The sequence below is a fragment of the Desulforhabdus amnigena genome, from assembly GCF_027925305.1.
In the GTDB taxonomy this organism is placed as follows: domain Bacteria; phylum Desulfobacterota; class Syntrophobacteria; order Syntrophobacterales; family Syntrophobacteraceae; genus Desulforhabdus; species Desulforhabdus amnigena.
Genome location: NZ_BSDR01000001.1, coordinates 3,207,156 through 3,225,442 on the forward strand (window position 1 = coordinate 3,207,156; position 18,287 = coordinate 3,225,442).

The 18,287-nt window shown below is 62.1% G+C and carries 18 protein-coding genes; all 18 read right to left on the reverse strand.

The features are described 5' to 3' along the window. Positions 1-122: 122 nt before the first annotated feature. The 18 genes from QMG16_RS13640 to QMG16_RS13725 all read right to left on the reverse strand — a co-directional run bounded on the left by QMG16_RS13640 (position 123) and on the right by QMG16_RS13725 (position 18,222). Positions 123-653 (reverse strand): hypothetical protein, encoded by a 531-nt coding sequence (locus QMG16_RS13640; protein ID WP_281795007.1) that lies wholly within the window; start codon positions 651-653, stop codon positions 123-125. An 88-nt stretch (positions 654-741) separates the two neighbouring features. Beyond that, positions 742-1,035: a helix-turn-helix domain-containing protein gene (locus QMG16_RS13645; RefSeq protein WP_281795010.1), complete on the reverse strand. Its 294-nt coding sequence runs from the start codon at positions 1,033-1,035 to the stop codon at positions 742-744. Continuing rightward, entirely contained in the window at positions 1,005-1,862 is an 858-nt protein-coding gene (locus tag QMG16_RS13650) for a hypothetical protein (RefSeq protein ID WP_281795012.1), read from the reverse strand. The genes QMG16_RS13645 and QMG16_RS13650 overlap by 31 nt, the downstream gene beginning before the upstream one ends. Positions 1,863-2,281: 419 nt before the next feature. Continuing rightward, the gene (locus QMG16_RS13655) at positions 2,282-5,602 is read right to left on the reverse strand and encodes a CHC2 zinc finger domain-containing protein (protein WP_281795014.1); all 3,321 of its coding nucleotides are present in this window, start codon (positions 5,600-5,602) and stop codon (positions 2,282-2,284) included. A 29-nt stretch (positions 5,603-5,631) separates the two neighbouring features. Then, positions 5,632-7,860 (reverse strand): SF1B family DNA helicase RecD2, encoded by a 2,229-nt coding sequence (gene recD2 / locus QMG16_RS13660; RefSeq protein WP_281795017.1) that lies wholly within the window; start codon positions 7,858-7,860, stop codon positions 5,632-5,634. Further along, on the reverse strand, positions 7,830-8,294 hold the full coding sequence (locus tag QMG16_RS13665) for an ERCC4 domain-containing protein (RefSeq protein WP_281795020.1): 465 nt from the start codon (positions 8,292-8,294) through the stop codon (positions 7,830-7,832). Before QMG16_RS13665 ends, recD2 begins: the two co-directional genes overlap by 31 nt. Position 8,295: 1 nt before the next feature. Beyond that, a complete protein-coding gene (locus QMG16_RS13670; RefSeq protein WP_281795023.1) occupies positions 8,296-8,790 on the reverse strand; it encodes a DUF669 domain-containing protein in 495 nt (164 codons plus the stop codon). Positions 8,791-8,814: 24 nt separating this feature from the next. After that, complete coding sequence (locus tag QMG16_RS13675; protein ID WP_020046753.1) at positions 8,815-9,594, reverse strand: ATP-binding protein; 780 nt, start codon at positions 9,592-9,594, stop codon at positions 8,815-8,817. A gap of 25 nt (positions 9,595-9,619) precedes the next feature. Further along, on the reverse strand, positions 9,620-10,636 hold the full coding sequence (locus QMG16_RS13680) for a PD-(D/E)XK nuclease family protein (RefSeq protein ID WP_281795026.1): 1,017 nt from the start codon (positions 10,634-10,636) through the stop codon (positions 9,620-9,622). Continuing rightward, positions 10,636-11,040 (reverse strand): hypothetical protein, encoded by a 405-nt coding sequence (locus tag QMG16_RS13685; RefSeq protein ID WP_281795028.1) that lies wholly within the window; start codon positions 11,038-11,040, stop codon positions 10,636-10,638. The genes QMG16_RS13680 and QMG16_RS13685 overlap by 1 nt, the downstream gene beginning before the upstream one ends. A 47-nt stretch (positions 11,041-11,087) precedes the next feature. After that, positions 11,088-11,675 (reverse strand): sigma-70 family RNA polymerase sigma factor, encoded by a 588-nt coding sequence (locus QMG16_RS13690; protein WP_281795030.1) that lies wholly within the window; start codon positions 11,673-11,675, stop codon positions 11,088-11,090. 182 nt (positions 11,676-11,857) lie between these two features. After that, the gene (locus QMG16_RS13695; protein WP_281795033.1) at positions 11,858-12,190 is read right to left on the reverse strand and encodes a hypothetical protein; all 333 of its coding nucleotides are present in this window, start codon (positions 12,188-12,190) and stop codon (positions 11,858-11,860) included. Between the two features lie 307 nt (positions 12,191-12,497). After that, positions 12,498-13,559 carry a hypothetical protein gene (locus QMG16_RS13700; protein ID WP_281795035.1) on the reverse strand — a complete coding sequence of 354 codons (1,062 nt, stop codon included), beginning with the start codon at positions 13,557-13,559 and terminating at the stop codon, positions 12,498-12,500. Beyond that, positions 13,549-14,715: a hypothetical protein gene (locus QMG16_RS13705; RefSeq protein WP_281795037.1), complete on the reverse strand. Its 1,167-nt coding sequence runs from the start codon at positions 14,713-14,715 to the stop codon at positions 13,549-13,551. The genes QMG16_RS13700 and QMG16_RS13705 overlap by 11 nt, the downstream gene beginning before the upstream one ends. Positions 14,716-14,736: 21 nt before the next feature. Then, on the reverse strand, positions 14,737-15,411 hold the full coding sequence (gene lexA, locus QMG16_RS13710; protein ID WP_281795040.1) for a transcriptional repressor LexA: 675 nt from the start codon (positions 15,409-15,411) through the stop codon (positions 14,737-14,739). Positions 15,412-15,644: 233 nt separating this feature from the next. Continuing rightward, on the reverse strand, positions 15,645-16,076 hold the full coding sequence (locus QMG16_RS13715; protein WP_281795042.1) for a ParB/RepB/Spo0J family partition protein: 432 nt from the start codon (positions 16,074-16,076) through the stop codon (positions 15,645-15,647). Beyond that, a complete protein-coding gene (locus QMG16_RS13720; protein ID WP_281795044.1) occupies positions 16,073-17,689 on the reverse strand; it encodes a recombinase family protein in 1,617 nt (538 codons plus the stop codon). Before QMG16_RS13720 ends, QMG16_RS13715 begins: the two co-directional genes overlap by 4 nt. Further along, on the reverse strand, positions 17,686-18,222 hold the full coding sequence (locus QMG16_RS13725; RefSeq protein WP_281795046.1) for a DUF2924 domain-containing protein: 537 nt from the start codon (positions 18,220-18,222) through the stop codon (positions 17,686-17,688). The genes QMG16_RS13720 and QMG16_RS13725 overlap by 4 nt, the downstream gene beginning before the upstream one ends. Positions 18,223-18,287 lie beyond the last annotated feature (65 nt).

Consider the following 18,287-nt stretch of genomic DNA (forward strand, 5'->3'; position numbering starts at 1 on the left):
CGCCGACCGAGGTTCTCGGAAGGTCAGAGAACACGTCTTATCCGACATTCCCAGTCCGGGCATGGCCGAAAGTCCGCGTGTTTCGCGGGTCGCTGCATGGCGGGCGGTGGTGTTATCCGACCTCATTTCCGTGTTTTCCCTCTTGCGGTCGTTTTCCGGGCCGGTTTCTTCTGCGACTCCGCCAGCTTCTCAAGCAGAGCCGTGGCCCACTCAGCCGGCGTCGTCTCCGGTCCCTGGGAGGCCTCACCCTCACGGGCGATCTTGGTGGCCTTGAGGTCCTTGAGGTGGCAGCGGATCATCCGGTCCAGCCGCTCGGCTGCGTCCCAGTCGCCGGACTCCTGCGCCCGGCCAAGCTTGAGGAAGTAGACCGCCACCAGCTCGACCTGCATGAAGTCCGAGCTCTTGTTGAACACGAAGTCCTGGTAGAGCTGGCCGATGATGGCCTCGAAGAGGGGTCGCTCCTCCGGGGAGAGAAAGCGGTCGGCGTAGATGCCGTGGCGCAGGCTGTTCTGGTTGCCAGGGACTGCGCCGCTGCCGGTCCGCGCCTTGGCGGTCTTCCGGACTTCCTGCTCGGGCGCGGCGTTCCGGTGCCAGCGTTTGAGCTGACCCGCGTCGTGTTTTCCGATCCTGTCTTGGGCCTTGTCGTCTGCCATGGTCACCGCGTTTTTCGTTTCGGCATCTCGGGGTTCGGGGCGGAAGGCGGATTTCGCCCTCTTTCTTCAGGGGAAACCCCCTCGATACCTACCGGAGCGGATCGCGATGCGTCGGGATGGATTCCTCGCGGCTCTGAGCCACGATCTGGCGCACCCGGCGCGACGTGACGCCGGACAACCGGGCGATTTCGCGGGTAGGCACGCCTTGTCCCTTGAGCGCCAGCACGAGCTTGCGGCGTTCCTCGTAAAAGCCCACGTCGCTCGGCACCCAGAGGAGACCGGTGAAATGCCGCCGGACGGTGTCGAGCACCTCGGACGGCAGAACGTCCCTGGCATTGGCGTAGGGCCGTTTCATGTTTCCGGATTCGTTCTCTTGAGCCATGGTTGATCCACGTCGGGGTTGTGAAAACGAAGACGGTTCTCCCGCGGTGGCGGGCCGACGATCTCGATGTACTGCCGGGTCACTTGGCCGATGCGTTCGTTGGCATCGACGAAACAGACGAGACCGTAGTCTTCGCCGCAGGGGAAGCGGAACCGTCCCCGGTTCTGATAGAGCCGCGCCTCGGACCAGCCGAGGGAGAGCGCCTGGTCGCGGATGGCATCGACCTTGTCGATGGCCGATTGCGGGATCTTCTCCGTAAAACGCCACTCCCCGTCCTTGGGGTAAAGGTATTGCTCAATATCCGGCGCAGGGGGACATGCAACCGGAGAGACGGGTGCGGCACAAGCGGGACGGCTCTGGGCGGCCTGGTCAATCGCCGGCGGAGGATATGCCTTGGGATCGAGACTCCGAACGGCGGCGAGAAGCTCGTTCTCACCGAAACGTGCGACAGCCCATGCATGGATGTCGTTGAAGCGGGTTCGCAATCCGTCGAAGGCGGCGGAATCGAGTCGTCCTGCCTCCAGCGCCTTTTTGGCCAGCGCCATCTTGTGCCGGAGCCAGGCGTAGTATTCCGGGTCCAGACGGCGATAGCAGATGCCGTCCATGCCCACGTCCCGCGCGAAGTATCGAGGTTTGTCGGTTTCCCAGGAGTCCAGATTCGTGGCCGCATAGAGGGCGGTGCCGTCGGAATCGGCGGTTTCCTGCGGACCGTTGCGCTCAGCCGGTTCCGATGTCTCCGGCTTGGAGACATCGACCGACGGGTTGCTCGTATCGACCGGGGCCGATCCTCCGGCGGTCTGTTGCATCATGAGTTCGAGAAGGCTCACGTTCCCTGCTCCAATCGGGTGGTTTCCGTTTCATGGGATACCTACCGGAGCGGGGTCCCTGCCGTCGGGATGCGAAGGTGCGAAGGTCGATGAATGCGGTTCGAACCTTCGCAGGAGCCTTCGCGGTGCTGTAGATGATTGATATTGCTGGTAGATATGAATAAAGAATGCGAAGGTGCGAAGGATGTAGAGGGTGTCACTCCCGCGCGGACCGAAAAAACAACCGGTGGTCCGTCGGGAGACACGGGGTCACGGCACGCGATATTTTTTCCTGAGTAAGGGGGGTGAACCCCTGAAACCCTTCGCACCTTCGCAGTGTCGCCGCAACAGCTTGATATGACGATGTTTACGGGTGCGAAGGTCCTTCGCGGTTTGCGAAGGGTACCCTTCGCACAGGAGAGCATCGTCAGGGGAAAGGATCAGACGAGGTAGGTGATGTCGTAGGTGGCGGTGCGCCGGATGGAATGTTCCGATCGGTTGACGACGATCTCGAACCCGGCCTGGCGGATGGTGTCCAGGTCGTTCGAGAACCGCTGGGCGAACTGCTGCACCGAGTTCATGCTGAAGGACAGACCGAAATCCTTGGACAGCCGTTTGACGGCCACGAACAGATCGCGGGCCAGAGCGCCCTCAACGGTCGTCTCGCTCCGGAAATCGAGCTGGTAGCGTTCGAGGAAGGCCGCCTTGTTGGTCTTGGCGACGTTCAATGCGGTGCTCTCCCGGTCCGCCTCGAGTGCGTGCCGGTAGGCCTTGAAGAGCGCCGCCAGGCAGGTGGCGATGGGATTGGACTCGCGGGCGGTCTCGAGGCTGACGCTGTTGAGCGTGGCGATCCGGCTCACGAACTGCGGATGGAGTTCCTCCAGCGCCCGGTCGATCACTTCCTGCCGCTCCCCGGCGAGCATCATCAGGTACATGAGACTCAGGTAGTCGTTGCATCGCCGCTTGCTGTGGTTTCCGAGGCTCCGGTGCAGGAGCCGCATCACCTTCTCTTGAGCGCCGGCCCGGAGCATGGCCAGCAGGTGGCTCGTGCGTTTCATCAGGGAAGAGACGATCAGATCACGGTGCTCCCGGAGCGCAGCCAGAATTTTCGCTTCGAGGAAACAATCGCTCGCCTGCTCGTCCATGTCGAAGCGGATGATGAACGAGCGGGACAGGATTTCCGCGAGTTCCCCTCCCAGGGGTTCGATGCCGGTCGTGTTGAGCAGACACTTGGTCCGTTCGATGACCGTTTCGGTGTCCGTGCCGCTCTTGCGCTTTTCCTTGGCGATACCGGTTATGCTGGTCAGGATGAAGGTCGTCAGGTCCTCGGTCATCTGCTTGACCTCGATGTTGTCGAGGACGATGAGCGGGTTCTGCGAGCCGTCGGTGTAGTTGGCCGCGTCGGTGCTCTTCTTCTGCTGGGGCTCGCCGTAGAGCAGGGCCGAAATCAACTTGCTCGCGGTGGTCTTGCCCGATCCCGCTGGCCCTTCGAACCGGGTCATGGGCCTCGTGCCTGCGAAATCGATCAGGAGGAAGCAAGAAAGCCACGAGAGGATCAGCACCCGATCCCCCGGCGCGCAGGTGAGATTGTCGAGCAACAGCTCCACCAGGAGCCGGTCGGCTTCCGCGGGTTCGGCCTCGGGAAGGAACCGGATCGGTGCCATCTTCCGCGAACCGTCCAGGATGACCCCGTCCGCGTTGCCGCCGTTCTTGAGGATTTCGACTCCCTCCGGAGTGATCTTGGCGATCTCGTGGTCGGTGTTGTTCAGGTTGAAGTAGACCGTTTCCCTGGCCACGTCCGTGTGAAGCCAGGAAAAATGCTCCCGCACCTGTCCGCGCTCCACCGCCAGGTTTGACAGCACCTCGTAAAACGTGCGGCCGCCGCCGGTGGTCTGCACCATCCCGGTGTGCTTGTACATGAGCGATGCGTAGAGCCGCTTACGGCCCCGGTCGGGCGTGTCCATCCACAGGATCGTGTCCTCGAAGAACATGAACGGCTCGCCCTGGGGCGTGCGGAAGAACCGGGCCCCGTGGGCGGCGAACCATTCGTAGGCGGCTTCGGCTGCGAGGGTGAAGTCGGGCGAGCCGCGTTCTTCTTCGGTCGCAAGCAGGACTTCCTCGATTCGCGCCCGGCACGATCCGGGAGATGCATCCGATGATCGCTTTTCCCGCTTCCGTTCCTGCCTGGCCTTAGACCTCTGCTCTTTCTGCACCGCCCGCACTTGCTCGCGCAACGTGGCCAGCGAGAGTCCCGTCTTGCCGAACCGCTCCTGAATGAGTTTCAGATGGCGGTTCTGCTCCAGCGGGGAGAGGTGTGCGGCTTCGCGCAGGATCGGTTCGAGCAGCCGGTTGCGCTCCTCCTCCGAGACGTCGGTCGGCAGATGGGAGATGCCGAACTCCAAGGGCGTCTCGGCCTTTGCCAGCAACTCTTCGAAGTCTTGGGCGGAGTGACCGGCTACGAAGTAGTCGTTGACATCGATCTTGGCTTCGGAGAGCAGTCGCTCGGCCTCGCGGATTTCCTCCTTGGACCGGCCGTCGAGGCGCTTGGTCAGTTCGCGGGCTCCCACCGCGGCGTCGAGACCGAACCGCTCCCGCAATTCCCGGCGGGCGTTCTCGCGTCTTTCGTCCAGGGGGAGAACCGCGAGCCGGGTCTGTATGCGGTGCTCGGAAAGGACCGCTGCCGTCTTGAGCGCGCCGTTCAACCCGGCCTGGGAGATCTCGTTGTCCTGGCAGACGTAGACCGTCTTCACGTTGCGAAGGCGCGGCAGCAGCCGGTCCCAATCCGCTTCGCGGATACGGACGGTCACCGGCGACACGGCCGGGAAGCCATGTTCCATGAGCGAGATGCAGTCGGTCACGCCCTCGGTGATGATCAACCGTTCCGGATCGGCGAGCAGGCAGTCCTCGTTGTAAAGGTGGCTGTTGTCGATGCACGGGGCGATGTGCTTGCGGGTGTTTTCGTCGTGGACCGGGAGCTTCTTGTATTTTCCTTGTTCCCATGGTTTGTCAGGCGTCCAGGGTGTCTTGCGTCCGATCATGAAAACAACGTGGCCGCGGCTCCAGTAGGGAAACACGACGCGCCGGTCGAAGAACGGATCGAGTCCGTCTTGGTTGGTGGGACGGAACGCGCCGGATGCCGCCAAATCCCGCGGGGAGAAACCGCGTTCCTTGCAGGTCAACTTTCGGACGATTCCCTCGTCGCCGTCGTTGTCCGCATAGCCGATGAGGAGCCTGTCGACCGTCTCCATGGACAGGCCGTACTTGGACCGAAGCCATTCGAGCACCTCGGGGTTTTCCTTGAGCCGCCCGTGGTAGTGTTCCGCCAGGGCTGTCAGCACATCGTGGACCCGCAGTTCGACCAGGCGCTCCGCCTCAGCTTCGGCAAGTTCCTCCGGCGAGAGTCCGTGCTTGGCCAAAGACGGCAGGCCCACCTTGGCCGCGAGGAAATCGCGGGCATGCTGATGGCTCTCCGGCATGGGGCCGGACCGGCCCCGCGTCACCCGGCCCGACTGGATGAACTCCACGAGCTGGAGCACGTCGCCGCCCACGCCGCAGCCGAAACAATACCAACCCTGCTTGTCGAGCATGACATGGAGGGAACGGTGCGATTGGCTGCTGTGGTTCGGGCAGTCGCATTGGAGCAGGCGGTCGGATTCATGCAGGACGTGAGCGCCGAGCAACTCCCGCGCGACCGCACCGATGTCGACCTCGGTGATCCGCCGGTAATACTCCCTCACGTTGTCCTGACGTTCGAATGCCATGCGTGCTCCGCTCCAAGAATGTCCATTCGCTACTGACCGGTCGTCGCGGGGACACGGGATTCCTCAAGGCGACCTGCATCCAGCAAGATGGAGAGGAACGTTCGGCGGTCGTCCTGTTTCCTCTTTCTGGCGCAGTTCGAGATGCCCCAGCGGTCCCCGACGAGGACCGTCGTCTGTCTGGCCCGCGTGACGCCGGTGTAGAGAAGGTTCCGGTGGTGCATGAAGGAGTGGGCCTTGTGGACCACCACCACGGCGCATGGAAACTCGGAGCCCTGGGCCTTGTGGATCGTCAGGGCATAGGCGAGTTGGATGTCCTGCAGGTTGGGCGAACCGGCCTCGATCTCCACCGGGATGCCGTCGAAGTCCAGGCTCAGAGAGCCGTCGCGGCCGACGTGGAGAACCACGCCCATCGCGCCGTTCATGACGCCGATCTCGTAGTTGTTCCGGGTCTGGATGACCTTGTCATGCGCGAGAAACTTGGGCCGGCGACTGGGGGGCGTCGGGGGCGCTTCGACATTCCAGAGTCTGCGCTGCACCAGACGCTGCAGCTCACAGTTGAGTTCGCGTGTGCCCAGCGGGCCCTTGTGGGTCGGGGTCAGAAGCTGGACATCGGTCAACAGGTCGAACCCGAGGCGTTCCACGAGCACATTTTCGAAGAGGTCCAGTACGAACCGCTGCGCGTCCCATTGATCGGTGAACTGATCCACGACGTACCAGGCGCGGCGGCCGGAGGGTTCGGCGTCGCTCGTCTTGCGGACCTCGCCGTTCAAGACGGCGATGCTGTTCTCCTTCAGGATACCGGCCTGCCGAACCACCTGGTCGAGGAGCACCGTGGGGACCATCCGCGACTGGACCAGGTCCCGCAACAGATTGCCCGGTCCGACGGGAGGCAGTTGGTTGTGGTCTCCAACCAGCACCACGGCGGACCGCTCGAGATCGATGCTCTGAAAGAGGTGCCAAGCCAGGGGCACATCCACCATCGAGACCTCGTCGACGATGATCACATCGGCGTCGATGGGATCGTCCGGTCCCCGGGCATAGTCTTTGCCGTTGAAACCGAGCAGCCGGTGGATCGTACCCGCCGGATGGCCGACGACCTGTTCGAGACGCTTGGCGGCCTTGCCTGTGGGCGCGGCCAGGACGACGCGCAGTCCCTGTTCCTCGTAAACACCGGTGATGGCGGATACGGTGAAGGTCTTGCCGCTGCCCGCTCCGCCGGAGATGAGCGAAATCGAATGACGAAGTGCTGTGACGGCGGCCTGCCGCTGGCCCGCGTTGAGCTGCGGCGCGGTTTCTGCGACCATGTCGGGCAGGCGGTCTCGGTCGGGGAAGTGCGGGTTGGGCGCTCCGCCGTTCCGGAAGACCTTTGCCAGGTACTCCTCCATCGCGCGGATTTCGGGCTTGGCGACGAGGAACCTCCCGCCGTGGGAGACGCAGACCAAGAGATTCTCGTCGATGAGCCGGTCGAGCGCCTGCTCGATGCGGTCCCGGCTGTCGAGAACGTCCATGACCAGCAGTACGTTGGCTTGATCGACCAGCTCCTCGAACTCGATCCAGCAGTCGCCTTGGTCCAGTGATTCGTTCACGCAGTGGAGGACGCCGGCCCGGATGCGCGCGGGGTCGTCTTTGGCGGTGCCCATCTTCCGCGCGATCTTGTCCACGCGCTTGAAGCCGAAGCCGCGGACCTCGCGCACGATGATGTACGGATCTGCCTTGAGCAGTCCCAGCACGTCGTTGCCGAACTTTTTGACCAGGCTCGTCACCTGGTGATGGGTGAGATCGAAAGCGGCCAGCCAGGTGATCGCCTTGTTGGTCTCCCGCGTCTTGAGCCACTCCGTGCGGAGCTTCTGTACGGCATCCAGCGGCAGCCTTGCCGCCTCGGCGATTTGTCCGGGTTCGTCGGTGATGATCCGGTCGAAATCGTGACCGAAGCGTTCGGCGATCAAGCGGGCCTTGGCCGGGCCGATGCCTTTCATCTCCGGGTGGTTGGCCAGGTAGTTGGCGAGACCGTCGGCGTCCAGATCGAGGTCGTATTCCATGCCCTCGACCTCGAATTGTCGGCCGTATTTCGGGTGGGTCACCCAGCGGCCGTTCAACACGACCGGTTCGTTCTCACGGGCGAAGAGCCGACCGGCGAACTGAACCTCGTCGCCGTCTGCCGTCGTGAGACGGCCTGCGGAGAACCGCGGCCCGGCGTAGAAGACCGTCTCGATGCGGCCGCGGACGGTTACGGATTGGTTGTTTGATCTTGTTCGCATCGTCTCGATACCTTCCGGTGATACCTGTGTAGAAATTCCTCCACGAACCGGCAGGCGGCCTGCCGGTCGGAGCAGAAAAACACCGGGATGCCGAAGTCGACGACGATGGAAAGCAGAGCTCCCAGGACGGCGTTGGGATGCGCTCCGGAGCGGTAGCGGCCTCCGAGGATGTCCCGGAGATCCGCTTCCACCACGACGCACGCGGCGTCGTACTCGCAGAGACGGCGCAGCTCCCTGGTGAACCGCTTGCGGGATCGGATGACGGTGGAGACGAAATCCTCGAGAGTCTTTCGCTCCACCGCCACGGAATCCTCATGCCCTTCGATGGAGTAATCCCCGGCGGGGAGGGCGCGGCGGACGACCTCCGTGCAACCGGATTCGAAGGTGTAGGGCTCCTGCTCCCGCGTGTCGACGACGACGGTGACCCGGTTCACGTCAGAACGGGGCCAGGGCGTTGCGAGCCGCCGAGTCGTATTCGTCTCCGCCGTCTTCGAGCACGATGCGCCGGTTGATGTAGACGTTCTCGTTCTCGCCGCGCGTGCGCTTGGTGATCTCGAGCTTGACGTTGATGAGCTTTTCCAGGTTGGTCGGAAGCTCGGAGAGCTTGTCCAGGTTCAACCCGCAGGTGTGCAGGTCCGTCTTGAGCCACTTGATGTTCTCGCGGGTGGCCATGACGTTGTTGCGCCACAGGAGTCTTCCCCGGAACTTCGGGGCGAGGATGCGCAGCGTCCACTTGAGCATGGGGTTTCCCGAGGTCTGGGCCCGGGTCAGCTCCACCCGCTCGACGTTCACCTGGTACTTGCCGTCCGGGATGGTCTCGAACTCGCGTTCCTCGACCTCGGCATGTGCGAAATCGTCGTCGAACTGCGCGAGGTCGATGTCCTCGTGGCCGCGAGGCTCGTCGAAATGTCCGTAGTCTTCGTTCTGCATGGTCTGTTCCTCCATCTATGGGATTTATTTACCGGCGGGTGCGGGCTTCTTGTCCTGCCCGTCCCCCGGTGCCGGCACCGACCGCGGGGCACTCGCCCTCGGCGCGGCCGCCGGCCTGTTGAACGCTTCAATGAAAGCCTGGAAATTGAGGTCGATGGTGTCGGGAAGCCGTCCCGTGCGGTCGCCCGCCTCGTAGTGGGGGCTGGGCTTGGTGCGCATGACGCGGCGGTAGACCGGTTTGCCGCTCTCGTCGCTCGTCACTTCCAGATCGCAGAAGAGGATCAAATCGACCATGCCCAGCACGATTTTGCGGGCCTTGTCGGGGAGCGTCGGGATGATGCGGATGTACTTGCCGGTCCGCGTCTCGATTTCCTTTTCCTGGGAATGGGAGACCAGGAAAAGTCCATAGGGCAGGAAGGCCAGCTTGGTCAGAACACGGTGAAACTCGTTGTTGATCAGCGCCCAGCCCTTGCCGTAGCCGAGATCGGACTCGTGTTCGATCTTGAATTTCGCGCAGATGTAGTCGCTGCACATCCGGTAGGCGTTGTCGACCGTGTCGAGAATGACGGTCTTGAACGGATGCTTGCCCTCGGCGATTTCGCCGCAGGCGGCCAGCAACTCTTCCCAGCTCCTGATGGGGACCTGGAAGACATCCAGCGAATTCAGCCCCGGTTCGGTGGCGAGAAACAGCGCGCCTTCGGACCGGGAACACCAGGTCGATTTGCCGATCTTGCTCGGGCCGTATACCAGCACCGTGAGATCGGCGTGATCCTGCTTGGGGGGACTTTTCTTCGTAGGCAACATGTCGGTTCTCCTTTTCTATGGGGCCTCAAAAAGCCGAAGCCTCTTCGAACGAGGTCTCGTCCCGCAGCTCTTCGTGCGGGGGGACTTTGCGGTAAAAGTTCTCGATGACGTTCGGGCTGCCGTCGGCGCGGCAGAGCGGGAAATAGGCGCAGGACCGGCGGTAGTGGAAACAGAAGGCGGTGTTCTGGTAGAAGACGCCGCGTCGGCGCGCGTCGAGAAAGGCCTGGGTCAGTTCCCAGAGTTCGGACTGCAGGTTCTCGAACCGGTCACGGGAGAGATAAAGCATCTCCCGATGGAACATGCCCGGCTCGGTGTACTTGGCGGCCAGCCGTGCCTGGAACTCGTCGTCGCTCTCCGTCAGTCTGCGTTTGGCGTTGCTCTTGCCGGTCTTGGACTTTGCGATCAGATCGGCCCGCCGCGCCTCGAACTCGGCTTCGGTTTCACCGCGTCCCTGTTGCAGACGGGCCTTGACCAGGATGTTGTAGAGGACACCTGCGATGCGGATGCCGAGCGTCTGTTCCACGTAGCGGGAGTAAAGGACGATCTGGAAGTCGGTCCAGAGCCGCTCCAGGTAGTCCGCATCCACCTGCGAGGCGGTCTTGTGCTCGATCAGGAAATGCTCGTCGCCGATCCTGACGACGCCGTCGACCTTTCCGGCCAGCACGAAGCTTCTGGATGAAGCGCCGGTGGCCGGGTTGACGATGCCCCCCTCGAAGGTCTTTTCGAGGACGACGACATCGAATTCCTCGCTCGCATAGCAGGCCGCGTAGCCTTTCATCATCGCTGCGGCCAGGTGCCAGTCCCGCTTCTGGTCCTCCTCTTGTGCGCGGTTGGGGTAGGTCCGGTCGATGAAATCGAGGACGGCCCCCAGGTCCCTGCCGCCGTGCCAGATCTCCAGGCACTTGTGGATCACCGTGCCGAAGGCCAGGTTGTGGTCCCGTTCCAGGGGAACCAGTTCCTGGATGTAGCGCCACTCGCATGCCTTGCGGCAATTGCGGAACAGGCTCCACATCGAATAGGTGGTGGTCGTTTTCGATTCCATCAGGCGGCCCCCGTGGCTTTGAGTTCGGGGCCGATCACCGGGCCGTCACCCACGCGTTCGACTTGGAAAGCCTCTTCGCCGAACTCTCGGGTGAGAAAACCGGTGAAGATGCGGGCGATGGCGCGGCCGACCTCGGTCGCTGCATCCACGACGCAGGAGCGCTTGTGCGAATCCAGGCAGAAGGACGCGTCCAGCCGAACCAGCGACCGACCGTGAAGGCTCTCGGCGGCGAGCACCGCCAGGAGCAGAGACTCCTCGATGTCCCGGATCGGGACCTTGGAGTCGAAGTTGTATCGGTAAAGTTCTCGGTTCATGATCTTGCCTCCGTTCCGTTCAGTAAGGTCTGTTGGAGGGCGCGCCCGGGCCGAATGCTTTCGGCGACCTCTCGGACGCCTTCCATGCATCCGACCCGGTCAATACCTACCGGAGGCGGACCCGGACCGTCGGACGATCAGAGGTAGTCCCTCAGACCGGCGTCTTCGAAGATCGCGCGCAACTTCTTGATGGACTCGTAGATCGTCCCCCGCGGAACCCCGGTGTCGCGGGAGATCTCCGTGACGGTGTCGGTATCGAGACGGCGGCACAGCTCACGCAGCTCGGGCGGAAGTTTCTCGATTGCCTTGCGAACGTCGAGGGAGAGATCGCGCAACTCGGAGGCAGGGCGTGAAAGTCTGCCGGTGCGGCGCAGGTAATCCTCCTGATCGATGGTCTCCATGCGCTCGACGGAGCCGCCTTCCTCGTCTTCCAAGCGGTCGTTGAGCGAACAATTGCAGAGCCGGTAATCCCGCAGTCCGGCCTTCCGCGCCTCGATGATGGTGGCGATCTTGTGTTCCACCACGCGGGCGATGAAGGTGTTGCGTTGGGCGCGGTCGGGGTTGTACTTGGGCAGGCGTTGGAGCAGGTCCATCAGCATCTCCTGCTCCAGGTCCTCGCGGTCGGACTCGGTGAAGCCCACCCGTCCGACCAGTTGTCTCGCCTTGTACTTGATGATCTGAACGGCATACTCGTCGATTCCTTCGTAGCGTTTGTCGAAACCCATCTGAGCCTCCTCGGGGCCGAGGAGGAGCTCGTGTGGGTGTCGACCTATGCCGGGACGACCGCTCTAAACGAAGCGAGCGGAGGTGTTGCGAGTACGCCGGTATCGGCGACACCCACAACGACCTCCGCTCTGCGGCCAGTCTGTTGTCTGGTGATGGACCGTGCTCTATGGCCGGGTCTGAATCAGACCCGGACCGCGTCCGCCACGGTCATGCGGACGGGTAATCCGTTGTCGATCATCAGTTCCTGGATCGAGAGCGAACGCTCCCGGTCGAAGACCTCGAACAGCTCCGCCACCTTCTTTTTCAGAGCGAAGCCGTCGTTGCCGCGGGATTCGTTCGGTCCGTTGTCCTTGCCGAACAGAAACAGCCGCAGCACGGTGGGCGGGGGATCGAAGACCGGCTCGCCGTTTTGGACGCGCAGTCCCTCGATCCGCCCGTAGTTGATCTCCTGCATCAGCTCGACCAGGCGTTTCCTGGCAGGAGTCAGGGCCGCCTTTGTCACGACATCCGTCATACCGGACCTCCTTTCGCGCACTTGGGCGCATCAACGAAAAGCCCCCTGGGAGGCGGGTCCGGCGAATGGACCTCCCAGGGGGCGTTCACCCGGATCATCCGGGCGTTTCTTCCAGGGTGAGGGTCTCGCCGGACCGTCACCCCTCTTTGGCGAAATTTCGATCAGAGGGGCGGAACGGCCCGGCACGTCGATGGCGATGGGCAGGAAAATGCTGATATTTCAGGCGAATACCTGAGCTACAGAGAGGAAACTTTTTTTGATTTTTTTTCCGGATGCCCAGCGAAATTTCGCTGACTCGGAGAACAGACTATTCGTCGGGGGAGATGAGGAAGAGTGCCTGCCAGCCCTTTCCGTCATCCGTCAGGCGGAAGGGATCGCCTTCGATGCGGAAGAAGTCGCGCAGGTTGGCGGCGAGGAGTTCGCGGCGTTTCTGGTTTTTCCGGTCTGCCTTATTGCTGGTCCAGTCAAGAACCCCTCGCTCCTCGGCGAAGGTCTTGAGCAGATCCCATTGAACGGTGGGATCGCCGTTCTTCTTGTTGGCCATGCCCATCTGCGTGTAATTGAACACGCCTCCGGCCGTTTTCGCTTTGACCGAGACGGTATGCCCGTCCTTGAAGCGGATCGATACGTCTCTCCAGGTTGCATCCGGTGGTGTGGGGAAGAAGACCATGGAGTCTCCTTCCTTCGGCGATGGAAGATTGGAACTGCGGAATTGGGCCAGGACTTCATCGAGTGGACGAAGAAGCCGAAGTTGTCGCTTGTCACCGATGGCAACGCTTTCCGACAGGGACACGAAGCCAGACCGCTTGTCGGTCAGCCGCTTCTCCGCCTTCGCGGAGCAGAGTTCCCGTGTGGGAGACAAGAGAATGAACGGCGTGCTATTCCTCCCCAGGAGACCATCCACTGCCTCGCTGAAATCGTCGGGTTCGATCTGGATGGTCAGGTAGACCGGGAAACGGTATCCGGCATATGGAGAGTAAACGCCGATGCGCGTCGTTCCGGGAAGATCGGTTCCCGCGTCGGTTTCTGCGATCAGGTCGAAGACCTTGGCGAGCGCCGTGTCGAGAGTCGGACGATCCAGCTCATAGACCACGATGTCGGATCGCTGCAGGACAAAAGTCTCGCATCCACGTTCGCACCTGCAGACGGCGACAATGTCCTCCGGACCGTGCACGACCACTTCGTGCTCACAGCCACAGCCGCGTTGAACCATGCAGGGATGTGAAGACGCCAGTTTGCCGTTCGGACGAAGGAAGGCCTTCGCCGTCCCATAATCGTTCCCGAACCGGGCTTTCCACTCGGCATCCACCGCGGCCGCGCCGGGAACGGTTTCAAGTGTCTGCCAGAATCCGGTCGGCCTATTCCTCATCGTCTTCCTGCTCGGCAAGGATGAATCCGCGCTTGGTGAGCCAGTCTTCGACCACGGAGGCGTCACTGTCCCTGGTGTACTGGGCGATGTTCGATGGGCGGATGGTCACGGTCCGGGCCGTCTTGGAGTCGGTGAATTTCACCTGAAAGCTCGCCCGGATGATCCGTGCCTTCTGGGGCATGGTGCGGCCGCGCCCGGCGTAGGCGGCGAACACGTCGTTGGCCTTGCGTATCTCGGTCTCCTTCTCCGCGCCGCCCCAGAAAAACTGTATCTCCTTGAGCCGCACCCATTCCATGCCGTCCACGTCCGTGCAAATGACGGAGGCATCTCCGTCGGTCCGGAGCGGCTCGAGCGTGTATTTGCCGGTCTCAGGGAAGAAATCCTCCTTGCTGAACACATGGCGGCCGAACTGCCGGCGGAAGAGGTCCTTTTCCCCTTTTCCACAAGCGTGCATTCGAATCTCGCCGATGGTCGGTTCGTAAACCAGCACGTCGTATTTCTCTGGACGGTAGAAGACGCTCGAAGCCTGACCGCCGTCGAGGCTGCCCTCACGCCGCAACGGATCACCGTGACGCACCAGAAACCACACGGAATCCTTCTTGGGGTAAACGAAGACCTTCGATCCCCTGCCGCGCTTCTTCTTCTCGAACCAATCGTCGAGGTCCTTTTCCAGAGCCACGAGCGCTTTCGCTGTCGGCGGTTTGAACTTGGGGATCGGATGTGTATCGGTCTGAAAATACTCGAAGGACCGGGGCTTCAAGAGGTACTGCTCGGCGTGCTTGCGCTCGAGAAGGTCCTTGTTCTGCAGATAGACCTGAACGGCCACGTCGGCCGCGGTGGGGTCCGGGTTCCCGTCGAGAGAGATGCCGTTGTTCTCCGCCTCTTGGAGGAGGACGTCCATGGCTTCGGGCGTGGCCATCTCATGCACGAAGTAGAGTGCGTCGAGCAGGCCCTTCGGCGTGTCCGTATTCGGGTTCATGAGCACATTGACGAGTTGGTCGTAGTCGATGCCGTCGGAGGCGGACGGCGGCGGCAACGTCAATCCTCTGCCGTCGAAGTAGGGCTTGTGAGGGTTCAGCAGAGCCAACAGATGCTCACGCGCGATGGCCTTGAGGCCGTCGGCATGGGCAAAACGCCTGAGATTGTACGTCGCCATTCGTTCGTTCCTCCTTGTGCTTTATAGCCAGGCCGTTCCCGGCGTTTGCGTTTCCGAGCCGGGCCGCCTGACGGCGACGACCTTGCCGATGATGCGCAGCCCGTCGTCGGGCCCCACGGGGATCGGTCGATGCTTCGGGTTTTCCGGTCTCAATTCAATTCTCTCGCCGCGGATATAAAGCCGCTTCACCGTGGCCTCGTCCTCTAACAACGCGACCACGATGTCACCGTTCTCCGCCACGGGCTGTTGTCGCACCACCACCAGGTCGCGCTCCCGGATTCCGGCGTCCACCATGCTGTCTCCGGTCACTTCCAGGGCGAAGCACCGGCCTGCCCGGGCGATCCCGCCTTCGACCAGCACCTTTCCGACGATGTTCTCCTCGGCCAAGATGGGCTGGCCGGCCGCCACCCGGCCGACGATGGGGACGGCCACAAGATCGGAGATGTCGTCCTCGGGTTCGCGGACAATCGCAATTCCACGAGCCTTCCGGGGTTCGCGCTTCAGATAGCCCTTGCGGACAAGCTGGCTCACCTGGCCGTGGGCGCTGGCGTGCGATATGCCGAGGATGTCCGCGAGTTCCTTCATGGTCGGGGGGAACCCCCGCCGGTTCGTGAAGAGGCGGATCTCCTTCAATGTACGGCGTTGCGGCTCGGTTATTTCCTGAACGGGGCGTCTGCCTCGCGGTCTTTGACTCATGTGTATCCTCAACCATCCAAATGGCTTATTTATGAACGCCAATGGCCGCAGGGCCCGGTCAGGGCAAACTACGGCCACATTACAGGCTGATATTATACGACCTGATAGGCATCAGGTCAATAGAAAAAATGTACATGAATCAGGAGGTTTGGGGATTGCCGGCGGGGATGAAAAGAGAGATCGGTGATCGGACGGGTGGATAGAGAGGCGTCCGGTTGCCCTGAGAGGGGGCGTCAGCTCATTCGCTCGGCGGTCAGCTTCGCCCACATCTTTCGTTGACGCGACCAGTGGGGAACTGCGGCAATGGGACGGACCTCTTTCTCCCGAAGCCGGTCACGCCCCTTGACCGTCCGGGGCAGGAAGAGAATCGCCTCTTGGATGTCCGGGGCCAGGTTGAGCAGGTTCATGATCTGGGTGATGCGTGCGCGCGTCACATAGCCGAGCCTGGCCAAATCGGCATAGTCCCGCACTTCGCCGCGCCGGACCAATCCGTCGAAGCGGATCGCCAAAGCCATCAACTTCGAGATGCGGGGCAGATTCCCCGGCTCGATGGTTCGGTCTACCTCGTGCGGATGGTTGTCGCTTTTCCTGCGGTTCTTTGGTTTGAAACTGAAGGAGATCTCCAGCCGGCTCAGTCCCGTTCCCTCGGATGCGGTATTTTTCATGCGGACACCTCTCGACTGCGGATGTCGGCCTCGCTGCACAGCGCCTTGACTCCCGCTGAGCGGAAAGTCACGGTCACTCTACCGTCCCGCCCGTCATAACCGACGCGCTCGACGAGGAGTCGGACGATCCGTGATTGTTCTCGGGAAGACAGTGACTCCCAAACCGAGTCGAAGACCGCCAGCGCCCGGGCCAGGTCGCCTTCATCAACAGTTTCTCTCTGGATCGTGATGACCTCTTCGCGTATGGTGGTCATCCGCTGTTCTATGGTTCGAATCTGATCCTGAAGGTCGGCGAGCTGGTCCATGGCCGCCCCTCCGTTCGAGGCGGCGGTGAAGGACTCGCTCACCAGCTTCTGCACTCTGGTGTGCAGCCGTTTGAGTTCACGTTCGTGGCCGCGTTGTTCGGTTTCCAGTTCCACCATGCGCTTGCCGCTCTCTTCCCGAACCTTTGCAGCCGTCGCTGCGATGATTTCCTCATTCCTGCCTATGCCTCGGATGTGCTCGACCACCGCGGTCTCGATCTCGTGCGCGTTGAGCGACTTGGTCGGACAGGACGCCCAGCCTCGTTGTTGCGCGTTCAGGCAGACGTAGTAGCGATACCGTTTGCCGTTGTCCTTGGCCGTGTAGGTATGCACCATCCCCGTGCCGCAGGGAGCGCAGTAGAGAATCCCCTTCAGGATGGCTCCGTACTTGTTGCGCACCTCCTTGCCGCCGGTGCTGCCGTTCCGCCGGAGAGCATCCTGCACCCGCTGCCAAAGATCGACGTCGACAATTCCGTCGTGTTCGCCGTTGTATATGCTTCCCTTGTAATCGACCTTGCCGGTGTAAATTACGTTGGTCAGAAGCCGGAAGAGGCTGTTCTTGGTGAAAGGCTTTCCGCCGCGCTCCTGACCCTTCTTGGTGGTCCACTGCTTGTTTTTCCAGCCGCGTCGTTCGATTTCCTGAACGACAGGGATCAAGGCTTTGTGCTCCAGGTAGAGCTGGTACATCCCCCGGACCTGTACGGCTTCGTCCTCGTTGACGACCAACCTGCCGCCTTTCGGGTCGACGTCATACCCGAGAACCGGCATCCCGCCGACCCACTTGCCCTTGCGCCGTGCGGCGGACATCTTGTCGCGGGTGCGCTCCGAGATGATCTCCCGCTCGAACTGGGCAAAAGATAAAAGGATGTTCAACGTGAGCCGCCCCATGGAACTGGTCGTGTTGAACTGCTGGGTGACCGAGACGAAGCTCACGGAGTGCTTGTCGAAAAGCTCCATCATGCGGGCGAAGTCCAGAAGGGACCGGCTCAGACGGTCCACCTTGTAGACCACCACGCAGTCGATGCCGCCCGACTCGATGCCGGCGAAGAGCCGCTTGAGGGCGGGCCGCTCCATGTTGCCGCCGGTGAAGCCGCCGTCGTCGAACCGATCCGGAATGCACACCCATCCCTCGTGTCTTTGGCTCGCGATATAGGCTTCCGCGGATTCCCGCTGGGCGTCGAGGCTGTTGAACTCCTGCTCCAGCCCCTCGTCTGTGGACTTGCGGGTGTAGATGGCGCAGCGGATCGTCCCGTTGGTTCTTGATGCCGAATCCAGGGCTTCTCCCCGGCCGTGGTTATTGTTTCTGCTCATTCGTTCCTCCTCTCGGGTTTGCGGCTCCCGCCCTTGGCCGCGGCATCGGCGATACCGAAGAAGAGGAACCCGTTCCATTTGCTCCCGGTGACCTCCTGGGCGATGGCTGAGAGGGACTTGTACCGTCGGCCGTCGAACTCGAAGCCGTTGTCGAGTACCTTGACCACAATGTCGCGGCCTCGGAACTCGCGGGCGAGCAGAGTCCCGGGCAGCGGCAGCCTCGGGTCGTGCGACGGGGATATGCGGCTGGTCGCCGTTCTCGCCTTGATCTCGGCGGAACCCGAGGCGACCGGATCACGCGGAGACCGCGTTCTCAGGTCGGCGTCATTGGCCAGTTCCTCAGCTCTGCGCCGGGCCCGCTCCGAAAGGTCACCCTCCGCCAGAGCCTGAATGCGCCAGGCGATTCGCTTGCGAAGAAACTCCTTATGGTAGGAGCGGGTCTCTTCTCCGAAGACCTCGAGGTACTTGTCCCGGAGTTCTCCGACGGTCATCCGGGAGAGCCCCTGGACCTCTTGATACGTTGTTGCTTCCATCCGAAACCTCCTTTGCTTCATGGGCTTCGCCCTGCGGGCGGCCCGTCCGCACCGCAATCTCAGGG